Below are 20,248 nucleotides of genomic sequence, written 5' to 3' on the forward strand. Positions count from 1 at the left end.
ACGAAATTTGAAAAGTTTACAATTAAACAAAATTGCAATCTCAAGTTTAAAAGGTGGAGAAAGTGTAGACGAAACAGCAAACTGTTATGAAACGTATTCTTGTGAAGAAAATGTTACTGCAAAATTCTGTCAAAAAACATTGAATTATAATGACATTGATTGTCCTTCTATCGCTGCTCCATATACAGGCGGACTTGGATGTGTTCCACACGGACCTTCTGTTGCTGGTGATTGTTAGTACGCACATTATGTACCAATAAGTATTACTTAAAGTGAGTTAAATGAAAGCTCACTTTAAGTTTTACAAAGAAAAAATTTCTAGTATCTGGTATTTTTTTATTGTGTTTTCATAAATCGTCAATGCGATTTGTTGATGATTTATGAATGCGCAACAGTGTTTCTTTTTTCAAGACAAAATTATTTCTTCTTTTGAATCATTATTAATTTCAAAACTATAATTATAATGAAAAAACGAAATTTAAAAAGTTTAGCATTGAACAAGGCATCAGTATCAAATTTAACTGGTGGTTTGAGTGATATAGATACTGGAACATTTACAGGTCCTAGCATTACGATCTTAAACTCTGATTTTATTGGCTGCTGGTCAGATGGAAATTCTTGTCCAAGTGAATATCGTACAGCTTGTGAACAAACGATGGACGAAACTTGTGGATGGCATTGTGAAAGCATTCATGTTCCGTCTAATATTCAATTTCCAGGCCAAGAATAAATTTAAAATATAAATTATGAAAAAACGAAATTTAAAAAATTTGACATTACGCAAAAAGTCTATTTCTAACCTTTTTAGCAAAGGAGGATTTAATACAGGAAATCCTTCTGGTGGAAGCGAACACAATCCAAATTCAATGGATATTTTAAAATGCTCTCCAGCTTCTGTAATTCCAAATACGGATTGCGGTTGTGCCTAACTTTTGATAAAAAATGTTACCATTAAAAAAGGCTGTCGGAAAAGCTAAATTTTCGTCAAACCAAACTTGATTCGGTTTCTCATAACCATTGAAAATCAATGCAATGAGATTCTGGATTGAATTCAGAATGACGCTTTTTTATCCTTTTAGACAGCCTTTTTATGCTTTCTACTTATTATTTTTAACCATTCACGATTTTCTCCTGATGGTTTATTGATTCTTGGTGAATAGCTTTGAAGATACGCAATACAAATTCTTCACTCAACTGATTTTGTTCGCCTTCTAAAATCATTTTTCCTAAGATTTCATTCCAACGTCTTGTTTGTAAGATGGCTACGTTTTTGTCTTTTTTCAACGCACCAATTTTGTCAGCAACTTTCATACGCTTTCCTAACATTTCAATCAATTGATGATCAATAACATCAATTTGTGTACGCAATGTGTTTAATGCATTTCTATATTCTGCTTCCGTATCTGTAGATTTTCTAATTTTCAAATCTTCCATAACTTCCACAAGTCTTGCTGGTGTTATTTGCTGTTTGGCATCACTCCAAGCATTGTCGGGATCGTAATGTGTTTCTATCATCAATCCATCATAATTCAGGTCTAAACCTGTTTGGCAAATATCAAAAATGATATCTCTTCGTCCAGCAATATGTGATGGATCTAAAATTAATGGCAAGTCTGGAAAACGATTTTGCAATTCAATCGGAATTTGCCATTCTGGATTGTTTCGGTAACGTGTTTTTTCGTAGGTTGAAAATCCTCTGTGAATTACACCTAATTTTTGAATGTTTGCCGAATGTAAACGTTCTACAGCACCTAACCATAATGGTAAATCTGGATTTACAGGGTTTTTGATTAAGACAATTTTATCCGTTCCGTTTAATGCATCTGCAATTTCTTGAACGATAAATGGACTTACCGTTGAACGCGCACCAATCCACAATACATCAATGTCGTGCTCGAGTGCTAAACGAACGTGTGTTGCGTTGGCAACTTCTGTAGCCGTTAGCATTCCTGTTTCTTCTTTTGCTTTTTGCAACCATTTGAGTCCAAGTGCGCCCACACCTTCAAAGTTTCCAGGTCGCGTACGCGGTTTCCAAATTCCTGCACGCAATACTGTTGCATCGGTATCTTTGAGTTCGTGCGCTATTTTTAGTACTTGTGCTTCTGTTTCTGCACTACAAGGTCCTGCAATTACTAATGGATGTTCTAATCCGAAGGCATTGAGCCAGTTTCTAAGTTCTTTTTTATTTTCCATGATTATTTTTTTCTCTATTGGTTATTCGTTTTTTATTTTTTTGTCTTTTTGTTACTCTGTGTTGGTTCTTGTGTAAGTTCCTATGGTCATCGAAAGTTCCGCGTTAGGGATTGAGGCCTTTGACTGCGCTCAGCGCAGGCTTTGTTGGAGCTCTTTTGCAAAATGGATTCCTGCCTGCGCAGGAATGACAGTTTGTAAAAAGCGACTGCCGAAAGCCCGACCCTTGGGGAACGCCCAAATACGGTTAAATAATTCCGTTTAATATTTTTTTAATGTGATTTGTGTTTTCCATTTCTTTATATATTCCTTCAAAATTGTCTTGCAACATGAGTTGTTTGAACTCCTCTAAGTTGGCAATGTATTCTTGCAACGTTTCGATGACGTTTGCTTTGTTTTGTTCAAAAATTGGTGTCCACATGGCTGGCGAACTTTTTGCCAAACGCACCGTTGAAGCAAATCCGCTACCTGCCAAGTCAAAGATATCACGTTCATTTTTTTCTTTTTCAATAACCGTTTTTCCCAACATAAACGAACTGATATGTGACAAATGTGACACGTATGCAATGTGTTTGTCGTGCGATTTTGGATCCATGTACCGAATGCGCATGCCTAAGTTTTTGAACAACTCTAGTGCTTTTTCCTGCAAGATGAATGCCGTTTTTTCCACTTCGCAAATAATATTGGTTTTCCCGTCAAAAAGTCCTTTTATGGCGGCTTTTGGTCCAGAAAACTCCGTTCCTGCAATTGGATGCGCTGCCAAAAAGTTTCTTCGTTTTTCATGATTGGCAATACTTTGACAAATTTTTTCTTTTGTAGAACCTGCATCAATGACCAATGTTTGGTCATTAATAGTGTTTAAAACTTCCGTGATGATGTCAATAGAAACATGTACGGGAATTGTAACAATGACAAGGTCTGCATTTTTTACGTTTTGAAGCGTTGCTTTTTTATGAATTAACTGTAGTTGCAGCGCTTCTTCTAGGTGTGCATCATTAGCATCAATGCCATAGATGACAGCTTCAGGATAGTGTTCCTGAATGTCTAGCGACATGCTTCCGCCAATGAGTCCGATTCCTATGATGTATACATTCATGCTGCTGTGATTCTTTTGATGACTTCTTTTATTTTTTCTTCCGAAACGCACAATGAAAACCGAATGTAGCCTTCTCCTTGTGTTCCAAATATGCTTCCTGGTGTGATGAAAACGTCTTTTTCATAGAGCAATTTGTCAATGAATGCTTCTGATGTTAAGGTATTTGTTGCTGGTAATTTTGCCCATACAAACATTCCTGAAGTTTCCGTATCAAATGTACAGTGCAGTTTTTCTGCGATTTCCCAAACGAGTTCGCGTCGTTTTTTATAGATATTGTTGAGTTCAGTAAACCACGTTGTAGAACTCTCCAACGCTTTGATTGCGCCTTTTTGAATTCCGTAGAACATGCCTGAATCCATGTTGCTTTTTACTTTTAACACATGTTGGATGTGTTCCGCTTTTCCCATGACCATTCCCGTGCGCCAACCAGCCATGTTGAACGATTTGCTAAGCGAATTAAGCTCTAAAGCAACTTCTTTTGCACCTTTGAGTGCTAGAATACTCAACGGTTCATCATTGAGAATGAAACTGTACGGATTGTCATTAATGATGAGTATTTGATGTTTTTTTGCGAAAATTATTAATTTTTCAAAGAAACTTTTAGAAGCTTTTGCGCCTGTTGGCATGTGTGGATAGTTGACCCACATGAGTTTTACTTTGCTCAAATCGTGCTGTTCAAGAGCTTCTAAATTTGGCAACCAATCGTTGGAAGCCTCTAAATTATAGTATTTTGGAACTGCGCCTAATAGTTTGGTCACAGATGTATAAGTTGGGTAACTCGGATTTGCAATTAAAACCTCATCGCCTTCGTCTAAATACGCCATTGAAATGTGCATGATGCCTTCTTTACTTCCCATGAGTGGCAAGACTTCTTCATTTGCGTTTAGCGAAACGTTGTAATTTTTCAGGTAGAAATCGGCAATAGCGTTTCTGAGTTCAGGAATTCCTTGATAGCTTTGGTATTTGTGCGCTGTTTCGTCGTGCAAACTTGCTTCAAGCGCATCAACAACAACGCTTGGCGGTTGCAAATCTGGGCTTCCGATTCCTAGATTTATGATCGATTTTCCAGCCGCCACAAGTCCGCGTACTTCTCGTAATTTTTTGGAAAAGTAGTATTCTTCAACAGTATGTATTCGTTTTGCAGGAATCATGAGTTGCGTTGGTTTTTGTAGGTTCCTAGTACTTTTAAGCTTGTGGTCATAATTTCTAAAATAGAAATAGCTTTTGCATAATTTTCATAGTTTTCAAAGGTTACATCTACGAAAAAAGCATATTTCCAAAGTGTTTCAATAATGGGTAATGATTGTATTTTTGTGAGATTGAGTTTGCAATCGCTCATGACATTTAAAACGGTTGCCAGACTTCCTCTTTTGTGATCGAGTTCAAAACGAATGGATGCTTTGTCTATTTGATCAATGCCATTTGTAGGTTTTTCTTTTTGAAGAATTACAAAACGGGTTGCATTGGTTTTTATGGTTTGAATTTCTTCCGATAATACTTCCAATTGAAATAAATCAGCTGCCATTTTGGTAGCAATTGCGGCAATTCCTGAGCTTTGTTTTGCTTGAATGCGCTGAGCTACGGCGGCAGTATCTACATCTTCTACTAATTTGATATGTGGATATTGCTTGAAGAATTCTTTACATTGTAATAACGCCATCGGATGCGAACAAACTTCTGTAATGTCTTCCAACGTTTGATTGGGCAACGCCATTAAATGATGATGAATGTTTAGGTAATATTCGCCATTGATATGAATATTATTGGCATCAATTAATGCGTAGTTTGGAATAATAGAACCTGCAATGGTATTTTCGAGTGCCATGATGGCATACGTACTTTTTCCGTGTAATAAACTCTGCACCAATGCATCAAAAGATAAGCATTCGTCCAATTGTACATCGTTTCCGAAGTACGCTTGTGCTACTTTGTGATGATTGGAACCTTGAATTCCTTGTATGGCGATTGTTTGTTTCATATGAGTCCAAAAAAAAAGTTCCGATATATTTCGGAACTTTCTTTTTCTATATATTGTTTATTTACATAAAACTATACAACAAGGAGTTCCTGCTTCTTTTCGTAAAAGAAGTAAAAATAACCTTGCCAGAAATAATTTGCTGTAAACATGTTGTTTTCGTTTATGTTAGCTAAAGTATTGATTAATTTTAAAATTCAAAATCGTTTTCCAATATTTTTTAAAGAAAAACGTTTTTAGCAATAATCTGCGCTATTTTTTGTTTTTATTTAATTGAAAGGTAAGAAATACTGATAAAAATTTATGTAGTTTTGAACTTCTAATTCTAGCATATGTCTATAGTTGTAGAAAATATCACAAAAATTTACGGGAAACAGAAAGCATTAGATAATGTGTCATTTACGGTAAAGAAAGGCGAAATTGTTGGCTTTTTAGGTCCAAATGGCGCTGGAAAATCTACTATGATGAAAATTTTGACTACGTATTTGAAAGCAACAACAGGAAAAGCTTCTGTAAATACCTTTGATACGAATTCAAATGCTAGAGACGTACAAAAAAGTGTTGGATATTTACCAGAACACAATCCGTTGTATTTAGATATGCACGTTCGTGAGTATTTAGCATTTAATGCGAATGTGTATAAATCGCCAAAATCACGTATTGAAGAAGTGATTGAAATGACAGGTTTGATTCCTGAAGCGAGTAAAAAGATTGGCGAATTGTCAAAAGGGTATCGACAGCGTGTTGGATTGGCAAATGCATTGTTGCACGATCCTGAAGTATTAATTTTAGATGAACCGACAACTGGTTTGGATCCGAATCAATTAACAGAAATTCGAAATTTGATTACGTCTATCGGGAAAGAGAAAACTATTTTCTTATCGACACATATTATGCAAGAAGTAGAAGCTATTTGCGATCGTGTGATTATTATTAATAAAGGCGAAATTGTTGCTGACACTACGTTAGCCAAACTTCAAAAAGATCAACAACAAGTGATTGAAGTTGAGTTTGATTATCGCATTGAAGATGTATTGATTGAAAAACTTCCACATGTAGTACAAGTCATCAACACCCGCGGATTGGTATACGAAATTACATTTGATACTTCTAAAGATATGCGATCTACCGTATTTGATTTTGCACATGATAATGATTTGAAAGCCTTACAAATTAATCAGAAGAATAAGAACTTAGAGAGTTTGTTTAGAGAGTTGACTGCTTAACACATTAGACTGTTTGTCTCTTAAGTTTTCAATGAAATTGTACAAGTTGAATTAACAATCGACAGCTATTTTTCAGCAATCAAAAACACGATTTCAGAAATTTTTATCACTTTTAAAGCATGCATTCATACTATTTAAGCATGTTTTCTCGTTAAAAAAGTGATGAAAACAACCACCACTTTTTTAGTACTGTTCATTTTTCTTATCCATGTACAAGCTCAAAATAAGCATTTTGACATCACATGGAAGGAAACAACAACCGATATTTCTACAGGAAATGGCACTACCGTAATTACGTTACCAACATTTAACGACGAATATTTTGTGTATAATGATGATAGAACGATCAGTTTTGTGACACAATGGGAAGATAACCGTAACGCAAATACTTCTTCTTTACGGATTGACAATGTTAGCTATGGAACTTTGAATCCGAACGCTTTGGGCGGAATTGACAAAACAAAATTACCAACCACGATTGAAGCGACTATTCATAATACAAAGGCAAGAGCTATTCGTAAACATATGCTAATTGTTTCTCCATTGATCAACGAAAATGGTATCGTAAAAAAAGTACTTAGTTTTGATATAAGTTATACGACAACTTTTCAAAATGCTACTAATTTCAATACTACTGAAACGATTGAAAATTCCATATTAGCTTCAGGAAACTTCTATAAATTTTCGGTAACGAAATCAGGAATTTACAGGATTGATGCCAATTTCTTAAACCAATTAGGATTTAACACCGAAAACATCAATCCGAGAAAACTTAAAATCTATGGAAATGGCGGACGCATGTTGCCGTTGCGAAATTCGGAAAATCAACATTATGGAATTCCAGAAAATGCAATTACCGTTATTGGAGAAAATGACAATGTATTTAATGCCGAAGATTATATCTTATTTTATGCAGAAGGTCCAGACCGATGGAATGATGATAGCCAAACTCATGTAAATGCCTTTACAGACAAAACCTATTATTATATTACCACAGAAGGTGTCGACGATGGAAAAAGAATTCCTGAAACCGTACAACCGTCAGGAACCGCAAATACTTCGATTACTACATTTGACGATTATCAATTTCATGAAGTAGACAACGTAAATTTAATCCGTTTGGGAAGAAGATGGTTTGGAGAAGTTTTTAATATTGAAGCCGAACAAACATTTAATTTTAATGTTCCAAATATTGTCACTTCAGCACCTGTAACTATTGGTATAAAACCTGCCGCAATTTCTAATGTGGACACATTTATGTCTGTATTGATTAATGGAGAAACGGCACAAAACACAAATGGACAACCAATTTTTAATTTTACTTTTTCTGCAATAGCTGGAAATAGTTATGCAAGTCAAAATACTGCTGGATTTGGACTCAGAACTGGCTTGTTGGAAGAAGAAGTTACAGTAAATTCGGAAGACATTAGCATTGCATTAAACTATGATAATAGTGGCGTTGCAGGATCCATAGGATACTTGGATTATATCACGGTAGAAGCCAAAAGAAATTTATTGGGTACTGACAAACAATTCTTTTTTAGGTATAAAGATGCTGCATCAACTACTGGAATTGGCGAATATACCATCGGAAATGCTACAAACATTTCGCAAGTTTGGGATGTTTCAAATATTTGGAACGTAACTAAAATTACAAACGAATCGAATGCTGCTAATTTTTCGTTCAAAGCGCCAATGGGAGAAATTCGAGAATATATTACTTTAGACAATTCCGAACTGCTAGTACCGACACTTGAACCAAATAGTTTACTTACCAATCAAAACCTTAAAGGAACGATATTTTCTACTGGCGATGTTGATTATATAATAATTACGCCACAAGCATTTGCTTCACAAGCGGAACGATTGGCCGATTTTCATAGAACGCATTCAGGTTTAAATGTACAAGTAGTTCCATTGCAAAAAATTTACAACGAATTTAATACAGGAAATCCAGATGTTGCCGCCATTCGTAATTTTATAAAATATGTATACGATAATGCACTTTCTGATCAAAACAAGCTAAAATACATTTGTATGTTTGGTGATGCTTCCTTTGATTATAAAAACCGAATTGAAGGAAATACAAACTTTGTCCCAGTGTTTCATGTGTATGAAAGTTTTAATCTTGCTGGAGGTTATATGACAGATGATTTTTACGGAATGATGGACGATCACGAAGGAAATCTTGATATTTTACCCAGACAACAATTTCTAGACATTGCTATCGGTAGAATGTTAATCAACTCTCCAAGTCAGGCAAAAACATTGGTTGACAAAACGCTGTCTTATTACGCCGAAGGAGCATATGGACGATGGCGAAACAATATCACGATTATATCAGACGATGCAGATAATGAAAGTGATTCTACATTACAGAATGATTTGGATGCGTTGGGAAATCTGATCGCCAACAACAAATCGTTTATCAATGTTGTTAAAATACATTCTGATTCATACATCCAAGAATCGTCTTCTGGTGGAGCTCGTTATCCTGAAGTAAATAAAACAATTACAGACAATCTTGCTTTGGGTTCTTTGGTTGTCAACTATTTTGGTCACGGTGGCGAAGACGGATTGGCTGGCGAACGCATTTTTGAAAAAACAGAATCGCAAGAACTTACGAACGAATGTCGATTGCCACTATTTATTACTATTACTTGTGAATATACTCGATTTGACAATCCGTTGCGACAAACTGCTGGCGAATTTATGTTTTGGAACGAAAAAGGTGGCGCAGTTGCCTTAGTTTCCACAACGCGACTTATTTATAAAAATATTGGACTCAATTTGAATCAGGAATTATCAAAATTTCTATTTTCTTACGGATCAGATACATACATGCCCGTTTCAGAAGCGTTTCGATTGGCTAAAAATGAAGAAACAAATCCTAATAAACGTGTTGCGTTCTATATTGGCGATCCTGCGCTCAAAATTGCAATTCCGAAACCGAGAGTAAATTTAACAGCAATCAACGATGTGCCAATTTCGCAAGCAACTGACACGCTAAAAGCATTGAGTAGAGTGAAAATTTCTGGAAATATTACCAACAACGCTGGCAATTTACTTTCAGACTACAACGGAACGGTGTTTTCTACTATTTATGACAAACAGATTCAGCGACAAACACTTGCGAATGATCCTGATTATCAAATCACAATGGATTTTGTTACTTTGGGCGAAATTATTTTTAGAGGAAAGGCCTCTGTAACCAACGGAATATTTTCTTTTGAATTTATTGTTCCGCGTGATATTGTAATTCCTGTTGGAAACGGTCGTATTAGTTTTTATGCGAAGCGAGATGGCGTTTTAGAAGATCATACAGGTGCCAGCGAAAATTTGAAAATTGGCGAACTCAACGAAGATGCTCCGCTAGACAATGAACCGCCAATTGTAAATTTGTACATGAATGACGAAAGTTTTATTTCTGGTGGTATTACGAACGAATCGCCTTTTTTACTTGCAAAACTATCTGATGAAAACGGCATTAATACCGCAAGTGGAATTGGACATGATATTGTCGGAATACTTGATGGCGACGAATCTAATCCGATCATTTTAAATGATTATTACGAAACAGCATTAGACGATTATACCAACGGAATTGTAAAATTTCCTTTCCGAGATCTTTCTGAAGGAACACATACACTTTTGCTAAAAGCTTGGGATGTGTACAACAATTCATCGACTGCTGAAATACAATTTACAGTCTTCAATGAAAATAATTCGTTAACCATTACCAACGTGTTAAACTATCCAAATCCGTTTGTAAGTCATACCGAATTTTGGTTCAATCACAACAGTTCAAGCGAATTAGACATTACCGTACAGGTTTTTACAATCTCTGGAAAAGTAGTGCGTACCCTTGTTGGAAAAGCAAATACAGGATCGAGTAGTAAAGATTTTAGTTCGCTTTCGCGAGATATTACTTGGGACGGACGTGATGATTTTGGAGATAAACTTGGGAAAGGTGTGTATGTTTATAAACTCATTGTAAAATCGGCAGCGACCAATCAGAAAGTTGAAAAGTATGAAAAAATTGTGCTGTTGTAAGCGAGATCAGTTAAAAAGTAAGCTTCCCGTGTAGTGCGCTATTAGTGTTATAATTGACGGTTTCGTATACGCAATTACATCTCCTGTTCCGTAAATATCGCCTCGAAGTTCCTGTTTTGGATTGATTAAAATATCATTGCTTCCGCGTGACGAAATAATCACTGTATCAGCTAAAAGATTTTCTGCTTCTATTCTCGGATTTCCACCTGGAATACTAATTGTAAAAAGTGTCGTTGTTCCTGAAATAAACAGATTTGATAAATTATTGAACGTAATGCTCAATTCTTCATTTTCTATCTGCAAGTTAAAATTTCCAGATGCTGGATTGTTGTTGGTAAAGTTTTCTGAAATCAACGTTATACTAGGAAAAGTAAGAATTCCATCAGAACGTACTTCAAACTGAGTTTTACTATTGATTTCCGTGAGGTTTGGAACAGTTACATATATTGTAGTAATTCCGTAATCACGCACGTAATTACAATCGTTATTGTCTGATAAAAACAACGTTTCGCCTACTACTTTTGCTTCTACGTCATTGATTAAATTAGCACCAGTTGCGATCAATACTTCCTGATTTTCGCCTTCTTTTATGACCAAATTGACACCTTCGTTGACTTCAATTTTCGTAAATGCTTCTACTAGAACTTCTTCTGTAATCATGGTTCCAGAAGTTTGAAAACAATCGTTCGCGTCTTCTTTATCACAAGAAATAAATATTGTTAGTATAAGTATAAAATAGTATTTTTTCAACATTCAGTGTTCAGTGTTCAGTATTCAGTGTTCAGTGTTCAGTTTTCAAAACTAACTTATTATTTTCAATTTAAAACTATGTATTACCATTTTGCTTTTTTATTTAGATTTATAAAGTAAGTAACGGAAAACATATGCTTGCTAATGTTCGACATATTTTTATTGGTTATCGCCATATTGAATCCGTATGTATATGTAAATCTTCCCCAAGCAATTCCGACTTCGGGTCGAACTCGGAAACTGTTATTTTTTTCTAAGTCAACATACCATAATGAAGCGATTCCCATGTGAAATCCCCAAAGACTTCGTCAAATGGCCAATTTTGGTGCTACGATATAGTTGTCATTGATGTAATGCTCTGTTGAGATGGAATAACCGCTTCCTTGATCGTTTTTCCCTCTATTTTCGATAAGCTTGTAATTGAAATAACCAATTTCAAACATTGTTTCTCTAGCACCATGAACACCTAAAAGTAATCCTTTTAAATGCGGTTCTTTTTCAGAAGTATTCGTTGCCTTTGTTTCTTTATTCTCTTCTGGAGCTACTTGCGCTGTACCTGATTGAACGACTAATAAGAATAGTAATACATACCTTTTGGCGATTCTTTTTTCAAAAATATCTTTTCTCCACATAATTACCATTTTTGTTTTTCCTTGCCTGCTTCTTTATTAAAGTTTAAAAAGTAAATTGCAGATACCATATGTTTGCTAATGTAGCGCATATCTTTGTTTGTAACTGCCATATTTACAGCATATGTCAATTTAAAATCTCCCGAACCAATTCCGATTTCGGGACGAATTTTTAGACTATTATTTTTTTCCATATCAAAATACCAAGGAAAGCTCATTCCCACATTTATATACCAAACATTTGCCCAAATAGCCGCTTTTGGTGCAATGATATAATTATGATTTATATAATGTTCTGTTGAGATTGAATATCCTAATCCGCCAATAGCAGGAATTTTAGTGTCTAGATATTCTACCCAATCATAATTGAAATATCCAACTTCAAACATGGTTTCTCTAGCACCATGAACACCTAAAATAATACCGCGTAATGCAGGATTTCTTTCATCGACAGTTGTTTCTTTGCTAGTAATGGTTTCCTCAGGAGCTAGTTGTGCTATTCCAAATTGAAGACCGAATAGTACGATGCAGATGCACATTTTTTTCTTCATGACGCTTTTTTTGATTGTTATGGTAAAGAGCGCTTGAAAAAGAAAATGTTACAGTTTTATGTTTTTTACAATCGGATTCCTACGCCAAGTTCTACGGCTTCCGCTTTGGCTCCGTGCGATTTGAGCGTTAATGCCGCAAACATTTTTTTGCCAAAATATCGTTTCATTCCGATACGTACATACGTGCGTCCTTCAAAGTCAACAGGATAGTAGACATAGTATCCCAATTGCGTAATCACAGAAAGTTTATTGATAAATAATTCATGTCCCGCAAAGATACCGACACGTTTGTAATCTTCATCGCCTTTGACGTTTCCTTCGGGAAATGCAATTGATCGGTATCGAATCCATTCTTCTAAGAAATTAGACACAAATACTTCTGTTCCTAACTGAATGGCACTTTTGCGTCCTATACGTTTGTCAGCATAAGCAGAAAGTATGTAAAAACCATATTGTCCACTTCCGATGGCATCACTTTCATTGATTCCTGCGCGTAATACGAAGTTGAACTTTATAGGTTCTGCAAAATTTTGTGTTACTTCATTTTTTTGAAATTCTATCAGCGAAGTATCGTCTAAATTGTAGTTGACACCAACATTAAACGCTAATGTATTGATACTCGTATTTGGTGCTTTTACATTGGCATTAGAATAGTGAATGAAGGACAAACCGGCTTGTACGCCAAAACGCTTGAAGATATTTTCCTTTTTATAATTGAACATTAAATACGTACTACTCATCAATCGAGAACCAAACGCAATGTTTCTAAAATTTTCTGTTTTGTCGTACGGATTGCTTGTATAAGCCAAACCTTGCCCGATACGAAGCATTAAATTTCGTTTGAGAAAGTAAAAATTGTAATGTGCATATACGGCAACATTTTCGCCTAAGAATTCATTTTTTAAATTCTGATAGCTTAGCGAAAAACCATAATCGGGATAGTTGTAAAATTGTGACCAATCATCATCACCAAATGTCTTTTGGTTGTAGCTAATAATAACACCTTCTGGATGTCCTGTAATTAGATGTAGAATATCGTCATTATGACGCACAATATTTCCAGTAAAATAATTGACATCAAGTGTTGTTGCTTTGGTTTTTGCTTCTTGCGCAAAGCTAATTATTGTAAAAAGAAATAAGATAAAAACTACATTTTTCATAGGGAAGACAAATGTAGTTTTTTTAAGTGATATTTTTTACAATCATGAAAAGTTCTAAAGTTTTATTAAAATTTTTTCAAAAATTGTTAAAAAGAGTTAACTACAGTTAAAACCTACAAAAGGTACTGTAAACCCTCGGAAATACAGCACTTCATTGCTTATCTTTGTAATGAACTAAAAATTTTATACCATGAAGAAGAAATCAATGAACACGTTAAAATTAAAAAAATCATCAATTGCTATGTTAAGCGCGAAAAGTGTTACTGGAGGAAATGAATCTAGCAATGTTGATGTGTATTGTGTATCCGTAAACTTTTGCGAAACTAAAGATTTTTCTAGATGTTTTGGAGAAGCACAATGTCAAATTTACAATCCTCACACAAGTTAAACTTATGTAGCTAGTTTTTAGTAGTTTTTATTGTTAAAAGCTACCAGAAATAGCTACCATTTTGTAGAAAGCAAATAGCGCATCAGACGAAGTTTTTAAGAAAGTATAGATTATTTGTAAAAACCTCTGCACGAGCGAGATAAACGCTTCAAAAAAAGACAGTATGTAATTCATACTGTCTTTTTTTTGTGAGTTTTTTTCTTATACATTTTATCAAATAACTACAGCATACACGTACTAGTAGTAATGTAAAACCGCTACGATCAACTATTTCATTTTTATATATTTAGCATGAATCAAAAGAAACTTAGATCATGAAAAAAAAGTCTATTAAAAAATTGAAACTGAAGAAAGCTTCTATTTCTACGTTGAATGCGAATTCATTGACGGGAGGAACTATTGGCGGCACAGTATTTTGTCAGTCTGTGAATATTTGTGAAACGATTGATTATACAAGATGTAATGGTGAGTTTTATTGTCAATTATACGATAGAAACGAACGTTAATATCACAAGTTAATTTTTAATCTAAAAAAGTAAATCATGAAAAAAAGATCAATTCAAAAATTGAAATTAAATAAAAAAGCGGTTTCATCATTAACTGCAAATGCACTTGCTGGTGGAACGTTGGTACCTACACAAATATGTCTTTCGTTCAACTTTTGTGAAACTCTTGATTATACTGCGTGTAACGGAGAGTTTTTCTGTCAAATTTACGATTCGCCACAGCGATAATTATAATAATCTTTTAAATACCTACTTATGAAAAAAAAATCTATCCAAAAATTGAGCTTGAATAAAGCTTCTGTTTCCAAACTAAATGCACATGCAGTAAAAGGTGGAAACACATCATTATCTGATATTGTTTGTGAATCAAGAGATTTCTGTGAAACTATTGATTACACAAGATGTAGATTTGAAAACAGATGCCAAATTTATCAGTTTCCAACTGATCAAGGCTTTTAAAAGTAAACGTTAATTTTTACACAATCAAACCTTTATAAATCATGAAAAAAAGATCAATTCAAAAATTGAAATTAAACAAAAAAGCGGTTTCCAAATTGACAACAGATGTGTTATCAGGAGGAATCAACACAAATACATTGTTTTGCCAATCGAATAATTTCTGTGAAACAATAGATTATACCGCTTGTAATGGAGAATTTTATTGCCAAATTTATCCATATCCACAGCGTTAATTTCATAATCTAATCTGTTTAATAATGAAAAAAAAGTCAATTCTTAAGTTAAAATTAAAGAAAGCTTCTGTATCTAATTTAAATGAAAATTCAGTTAAAGGAGGATTTGGAGATTCATTTTATATCTGTGAATCCGTAAATAACTTCTGTCAAACTATAAATGTAACAAGATGTTATGGAAATTTAAATTGCGGATTGTTTGATCCAAATACAGTAGACTGTTAGTCTTAACAGTTTAAAACTTCAAAAAGCGGAAGAATGTAGGGTATTCTTCCGCTTCTATAATGTATTATTAAGATTTAAAAATATGTAATCATGAAAAAAAAGTCAATTCAAAAATTAAGATTAAAAAAAGCATCCATCTCTACTTTAAATACGAAAGCTATTAAAGGTGGATTTGGAGATTCAGTTTATATCTGTGAATCTAGAGACCTTTGCTTAACTGTAGATGTCACTATGTGCTACGGAAATTACTACTGCGGATTATTCGATCCGACAAACAATCTTTAAAATAGTAAATTTAATTTGTAGTTTAGTGAAAGTGGAAGAATGTAGGGTATTCTTCCACTTTTTTTGTTCGTATCTTAAAATACAGCTTTGGCAATTGCTTCAATATTGCTCGATCTTCCCATAGAATAATAGTGCAAAATCGGCACGCCAGCTTCAATCAATTCTTTACTCTGTTGCGTACACCATTCAATTCCTACTTGGCGTATTGCTTTGTTATCTTTGCAACGTACAATATTCATAATCAAATCGTCAGGTAAATCTACGTGAAAACGATGAGGAATCATATTCAACTGTTTTCGTGTTGCAATTGGTTTTAAACCTGGAATAATTGGCACGGTAATTCCCGCTTTTCTACATTTTTCTTCAAACTTAAAAAACTTCTGATTGTCAAAAAACATCTGCGTCACAATATATTCCGCGCCCGCTTTGATCTTTTTCTTCAAAAAGTGAATGTCCGAATCTAAACTCGGCGCTTCCATGTGCTTTTCAGGGTATCCTGCTACGCCAATACAAAAATTAGTTTGTGAAGAGTTTTGCAATTCTTCGTCTAAATACTTCCCGTTATTCAAATCTTGTATCTGACTTACCAATTCGGATGCATACATATGTCCTTCTGTTTCTGGCTTAAAATACGTTTCACTTTTTACCGCATCGCCACGCAGCGCTACTACATTGTCAATTCCTAAAAAATCCAAATCTATCAGGAAGTTTTCCGTATCTTCTTTCGTAAAACCACCACACAAAATATGCGGAATGGCATCTACTTGGTATTTATTCTGAATTGCGGCACAAATTCCAACCGTTCCAGGGCGTTTTTTCACCACTTGCTTTTTTAGCAATCCATTTCCAAGTTCTTTAAACGTGTATTCTTCTCTGTGATACGTAACGTCAATAAACGGCGGTTTGTATTCCATTAACGGATCAATATTGTCAAAGATCGATTTAATATCTTGTCCTTTTAACGGCGGTAAAATTTCAAAAGTAAATAACGTTTCTCCGTTGGCTTGTTCTATATGTTCTGTTACTTTCATTGAATCCTTTTGGTTTCATTCCCATAAAACGGGAATCTTTGTTCTTATCTCTTTTTTATGTTGATTTGTTGTTTGTTAAGTTGTTTATAACTCTTGATTTCCATTCAACATTTAACATTCGTTGTTCGTTGTTCGTTATTCGTCATTTGTCAAGTTGTTCCTTATTCTTCACAGATCACTTTTAACTTCATTATTCTTTGTTCGTTATTCGTTATTTGTTGTTTGTTGTTTGTTGTTTGTTGTTTGTCAAGTTGTTTATAACTTTTGATTTTAATTCATCATTCAACATTTAAAATTCATAACTCAACATTCATAATTTAAATCTGGGCGTTCCTTCGGGCGTGCTATCCGCTATATCTCCCGAGAAAATCGGGAGGATGTCGCTCTTATCACTAACGCGCGTTACTCTGCCAACGTTGGGTGCAACCATTTTTGTGCTTTTTCTATGGAAATGCCTTTTCTATTGGCAAAATCTTCCACTTGATCTTGGGTAATTTTCCCCAAACCAAAATACTTTGCTTCTTCATTGCCAAAATAGTATCCTGAAACGGCTGCGGCTGGCCACATGGCTAAACTTTCCGTTAGTGTCACTCCTATCACTTTTTCAACATCGAGCAATTCCCAAATGGTTTCTTTTTCCAAATGATCTGGACATGCTGGATAGCCTGGTGCTGGACGAATTCCTTTGTAACTTTCTTTGATTAAATCTTCATTTGTCAAATCTTCATTAGCGGCATAACCCCAATGTTTTGTTCGTACTTGTTTGTGCAAATATTCTGCGAAAGCTTCTGCAAATCTGTCTGCAATTGCTTGCGCCATTATTGCATTGTAATCGTCTTGTTTTTCTTTGTAACGCGTTGCCAATTCGTCTGCTCCAAAAATGGCAGTGCAAAACGTGCCCATATAATCGGTTTTGCCTGTTTCTTTTGGTGCTATAAAATCTGCTAAGGCGATATTTGGAACTTCTGCACGCTTTTCCAACTGTTGACGAAGCGTTCTAAAAACGCCAATTTCTTTTCCCTTTTTCTGAATAGAAATATCATCATCATTGATGGTATTTGCTTCAAACAAACCAAAAATTGCTTTTGCTTTTAGCGATTGTTTTGTAATGATTTCTGTGATCATTTCTTGCGCATCTGCGTATAATTGTGTCGCTTGTTCTCCTACAATTTCATCGGTTAGAATGTCTGGAAAACGTCCGTGTAAGTCCCACGAACGGAAAAATGGACTCCAATCTATAAACGGAACTAGTTCTTTTAAACTCAATTGTGTTAACTTCTGAATTCCAAGTTCTTTTGGTTTTACAATAGTGCTGGTTTCCCAATCGATTTTATATTTTTTCTTTCTCGCGTCAGCTAATGAAATGTATGATTTTGCTTTTCTACGTTTTAAGAACTTTTCACGAAATTCATCGTAATCTTGCTTTAGTTTATCACGATAATCTTTTGATTTTTTCTTGTTTAGTAAATCGCCCACAACCGTTACTGCCCTTGAAGCATCATTGACATGTACCACGGCATTTTTGTATTCCGGATCAATTTTTACAGCCGTATGCGCTTTGGAAGTTGTAGCGCCACCAATTAGCAATGGAATTTCTAGGTTTTGACGTTCCATTTCTTTTGCCAAATACACCATTTCGTCTAACGAAGGCGTTATTAGACCCGATAATCCAATGATATCTACGTTTTCTGCTTTGGCAGTTTCTATGATTTTTTCTGGCGGAACCATCACGCCTAAGTCAACTATTTCGTAGTTGTTACAACCAAGCACAACACTTACAATATTTTTCCCAATATCGTGTACATCGCCTTTTACCGTTGCCATTAATACTTTTCCAATGGCTTGTTGTTGCTCGCCTTTTTCTGCTTCTATAAACGGATTTAGATAGGCAACTGCTTTTTTCATTACACGTGCCGATTTTACAACTTGTGGCAAAAACATTTTCCCTGAACCAAATAAATCGCCCACGACATTCATTCCAATCATTAAGTTTCCTTCAATGACTTCAATGGGTTTTTCTGCTTTTTGGCGTGCTTCTTCTACATCTTCTACAATGTATTTGTCTATTCCTTTTACTAATGAATGTGTGATTCGATCTTGCAACTCGTAACTACGCCATTCTTGTATTTTTTCTTCGTCTACTTTTTTAGTTCCTTTGAAGGCTTCCGCCAAATCGAGCAAGCGTTCGGTAGCATCATCTCTCCTATCCAAAATAACATCTTCTACATGTTCTAACAAATCTTTTGGAATGTCGTCATAGACTTCCAACATGGTGGGATTTACGATTCCGATGTTCATTCCAGCTTGAATGGCATGGTATAGAAATACAGAGTGCATGGCTTCACGAACCACATTGTTTCCTCTGAACGAAAACGACACATTACTCACACCACCACTGACACTTACATTTGGATAGGTTTCGCGTGTCCAACGTGTAGCTTCTATGAAATCGATGGCATTTTTGCGGTGTTCTTCCATTCCTGTTGCCACAGGAAATATGTTGAGATCAAAGATGATGTCTTCTTCAGGAAAACCAACTTTGTGTACTAATACATCGTAGGATCGTGCTACAATTTCTAAACGTCGTTCGTAGTTGTCTGCTTGTCCAACCTCATCGAATGCCATGACAATTACCGCAGCTCCGTAGCGTTTGATTTGTGTAGCTTCCCAAATGAATTTTTCTTCGCCTTCTTTGAGCGAGATAGAGTTTACCACACATTTTCCTTGTACTACTTGCAAACCTGCTTCTATGATTTCCCACTTGGAACTATCGATCATGATTGGTACACGGCAAATGTCTGGTTCGGCGGCAATAAGATTTAGAAACTTTACCATAGCTTCTTTTCCATCAATTAAACCGTCGTCCATATTGATGTCAATGATTTGCGCGCCACCATCTACTTGATGTCTGGCAATTGCCAGCGCTTCATCAAATTTTTCTTCTTTGATGAGTCGTAAAAATTTACGTGAACCTGCTACATTGGTACGCTCTCCAACGTTTATAAAGTTGCTATTTTCGTTTAGAACTAGTGGTTCTAAACCTGAAAGTCGCATGAATTTTGTTTGTTTAGTCTTCACTTGGTTGTTCGTTGTTGGTTGCTCGTTGTTGGTTTCTTCTTCAGTATTCCTCATCTTTTTTTATAATAGTTTATAAACCCATTTAACAACTTTTTACAAGCAATAACTTGACTTTGGATTTCATTTAATTCTTCTTCTGTTATATATTCTTGATCATTTGATAGGTATAATTGTGTCTCTAATTCATAAAGAGAACCTCTAGCAATGAACAAAAAATGTATGGTTTCTTTTGTACTGCTTCTTCCACATCCTTCTGCAATGTTAGAAGGAACCGAGATCGCACTTCTTCGTATTTGACTGGTAATTCCAAAGACTTCTTCTTTTGGGAATTTTTTAGTTAATTCATATACTAAATTTACAAGTTCTCTTGCTTTTATCCATACTTCTAATTCTGTATAAGATTTCATAGGACT

The 20,248-nt window shown here is 35.0% G+C and carries 22 protein-coding genes; 11 read left to right on the forward strand and 11 right to left on the reverse strand.

What is annotated here, in order from left to right; translation table 11 throughout:
- The 3 genes from AA089_RS16425 to AA089_RS16435 form a co-directional block, all read left to right on the forward strand.
- The coding region (locus tag AA089_RS16425; RefSeq protein ID WP_046758077.1) for a hypothetical protein at window positions 1–238 on the forward strand (238 nt) is incomplete at its 5' end.
- 225 nt (window positions 239–463) lie between these two features.
- Entirely contained in the window at window positions 464–730 is a 267-nt protein-coding gene (locus AA089_RS16430; protein ID WP_046758078.1) for a hypothetical protein, read from the forward strand.
- 16 nt (window positions 731–746) lie between these two features.
- Window positions 747–929 carry a hypothetical protein gene (locus AA089_RS16435; RefSeq protein ID WP_046758079.1) on the forward strand — a complete coding sequence of 61 codons (183 nt, stop codon included), beginning with the start codon at window positions 747–749 and terminating at the stop codon, window positions 927–929.
- 181 nt (window positions 930–1,110) lie between these two features.
- Here AA089_RS16435 and AA089_RS16440 read toward each other — a convergent pair whose 3' ends face one another.
- The 4 genes from AA089_RS16440 to AA089_RS16455 form a co-directional block, all read right to left on the reverse strand.
- A complete protein-coding gene (locus tag AA089_RS16440) occupies window positions 1,111–2,193 on the reverse strand; it encodes a bifunctional 3-deoxy-7-phosphoheptulonate synthase/chorismate mutase type II (protein ID WP_046758080.1) in 1,083 nt (360 codons plus the stop codon).
- 244 nt (window positions 2,194–2,437) lie between these two features.
- Window positions 2,438–3,286 carry a prephenate dehydrogenase gene (locus tag AA089_RS16445; RefSeq protein WP_046758081.1) on the reverse strand — a complete coding sequence of 283 codons (849 nt, stop codon included), beginning with the start codon at window positions 3,284–3,286 and terminating at the stop codon, window positions 2,438–2,440.
- Window positions 3,283–4,437 (reverse strand): pyridoxal phosphate-dependent aminotransferase, encoded by a 1,155-nt coding sequence (locus AA089_RS16450; RefSeq protein WP_046758082.1) that lies wholly within the window; start codon window positions 4,435–4,437, stop codon window positions 3,283–3,285. Before AA089_RS16450 ends, AA089_RS16445 begins: the two co-directional genes overlap by 4 nt.
- The gene (locus tag AA089_RS16455) at window positions 4,434–5,264 is read right to left on the reverse strand and encodes a prephenate dehydratase (protein ID WP_046758083.1); all 831 of its coding nucleotides are present in this window, start codon (window positions 5,262–5,264) and stop codon (window positions 4,434–4,436) included. Before AA089_RS16455 ends, AA089_RS16450 begins: the two co-directional genes overlap by 4 nt.
- A gap of 329 nt (window positions 5,265–5,593) precedes the next feature.
- On the opposite strand from AA089_RS16455, the gene gldA reads away from it, so the two are divergent.
- A complete protein-coding gene (gene gldA, locus AA089_RS16460) occupies window positions 5,594–6,487 on the forward strand; it encodes a gliding motility-associated ABC transporter ATP-binding subunit GldA (RefSeq protein WP_046758084.1) in 894 nt (297 codons plus the stop codon).
- A 162-nt stretch (window positions 6,488–6,649) separates the two neighbouring features.
- On the forward strand, window positions 6,650–10,540 hold the full coding sequence (gene porU, locus AA089_RS16465) for a type IX secretion system sortase PorU (protein ID WP_046758085.1): 3,891 nt from the start codon (window positions 6,650–6,652) through the stop codon (window positions 10,538–10,540).
- A gap of 6 nt (window positions 10,541–10,546) precedes the next feature.
- On the opposite strand, the gene AA089_RS16470 is transcribed toward porU, so the two are convergent.
- The 4 genes from AA089_RS16470 to AA089_RS16490 form a co-directional block, all read right to left on the reverse strand.
- Window positions 10,547–11,293, reverse strand: coding sequence for a head GIN domain-containing protein (locus AA089_RS16470; RefSeq protein WP_046758086.1), 747 nt, complete (start codon window positions 11,291–11,293; stop codon window positions 10,547–10,549).
- A gap of 305 nt (window positions 11,294–11,598) precedes the next feature.
- Complete coding sequence (locus tag AA089_RS16480) at window positions 11,599–11,922, reverse strand: hypothetical protein (protein WP_156169067.1); 324 nt, start codon at window positions 11,920–11,922, stop codon at window positions 11,599–11,601.
- Window positions 11,923–11,924: 2 nt separating this feature from the next.
- Entirely contained in the window at window positions 11,925–12,470 is a 546-nt protein-coding gene (locus AA089_RS16485) for a hypothetical protein (protein ID WP_046758089.1), read from the reverse strand.
- Window positions 12,471–12,535: 65 nt separating this feature from the next.
- Window positions 12,536–13,630: an acyloxyacyl hydrolase gene (locus AA089_RS16490; protein ID WP_046758090.1), complete on the reverse strand. Its 1,095-nt coding sequence runs from the start codon at window positions 13,628–13,630 to the stop codon at window positions 12,536–12,538.
- Between the two features lie 190 nt (window positions 13,631–13,820).
- Here AA089_RS16490 and AA089_RS16495 point away from each other — a divergent pair, with 190 nt between their 5' ends.
- From AA089_RS16495 to AA089_RS16520, 6 genes are all read left to right on the forward strand, one after another.
- Window positions 13,821–14,018: a hypothetical protein gene (locus tag AA089_RS16495; protein WP_046758091.1), complete on the forward strand. Its 198-nt coding sequence runs from the start codon at window positions 13,821–13,823 to the stop codon at window positions 14,016–14,018.
- Window positions 14,019–14,332: 314 nt separating this feature from the next.
- A complete protein-coding gene (locus AA089_RS16500) occupies window positions 14,333–14,524 on the forward strand; it encodes a hypothetical protein (protein WP_046758092.1) in 192 nt (63 codons plus the stop codon).
- A 36-nt stretch (window positions 14,525–14,560) separates the two neighbouring features.
- Complete coding sequence (locus AA089_RS16505) at window positions 14,561–14,752, forward strand: class I lanthipeptide (protein ID WP_046758093.1); 192 nt, start codon at window positions 14,561–14,563, stop codon at window positions 14,750–14,752.
- Window positions 14,753–14,779: 27 nt separating this feature from the next.
- The gene (locus AA089_RS16510; protein WP_046758094.1) at window positions 14,780–14,983 is read left to right on the forward strand and encodes a hypothetical protein; all 204 of its coding nucleotides are present in this window, start codon (window positions 14,780–14,782) and stop codon (window positions 14,981–14,983) included.
- Between the two features lie 41 nt (window positions 14,984–15,024).
- Window positions 15,025–15,216 carry a hypothetical protein gene (locus tag AA089_RS16515; RefSeq protein ID WP_046758095.1) on the forward strand — a complete coding sequence of 64 codons (192 nt, stop codon included), beginning with the start codon at window positions 15,025–15,027 and terminating at the stop codon, window positions 15,214–15,216.
- A gap of 315 nt (window positions 15,217–15,531) precedes the next feature.
- Window positions 15,532–15,726, forward strand: coding sequence for a hypothetical protein (locus AA089_RS16520; protein WP_046758096.1), 195 nt, complete (start codon window positions 15,532–15,534; stop codon window positions 15,724–15,726).
- A gap of 74 nt (window positions 15,727–15,800) precedes the next feature.
- On the opposite strand, the gene metF is transcribed toward AA089_RS16520, so the two are convergent.
- From metF to AA089_RS16535, 3 genes are all read right to left on the reverse strand, one after another.
- Window positions 15,801–16,757, reverse strand: a complete 957-nt coding sequence (gene metF, locus AA089_RS16525; RefSeq protein ID WP_046758097.1) for a methylenetetrahydrofolate reductase [NAD(P)H] — start codon at window positions 16,755–16,757, stop codon at window positions 15,801–15,803.
- 402 nt (window positions 16,758–17,159) lie between these two features.
- Window positions 17,160–19,889 (reverse strand): methionine synthase, encoded by a 2,730-nt coding sequence (metH, locus tag AA089_RS16530; protein WP_053002503.1) that lies wholly within the window; start codon window positions 19,887–19,889, stop codon window positions 17,160–17,162.
- Entirely contained in the window at window positions 19,886–20,242 is a 357-nt protein-coding gene (locus AA089_RS16535) for a four helix bundle protein (protein ID WP_046758098.1), read from the reverse strand. Before AA089_RS16535 ends, metH begins: the two co-directional genes overlap by 4 nt.
- Window positions 20,243–20,248: the final 6 nt, after the last annotated feature.

This window comes from Kordia jejudonensis (assembly GCF_001005315.1).
Classification (GTDB): Bacteria; Bacteroidota; Bacteroidia; order Flavobacteriales; family Flavobacteriaceae; genus Kordia; species Kordia jejudonensis.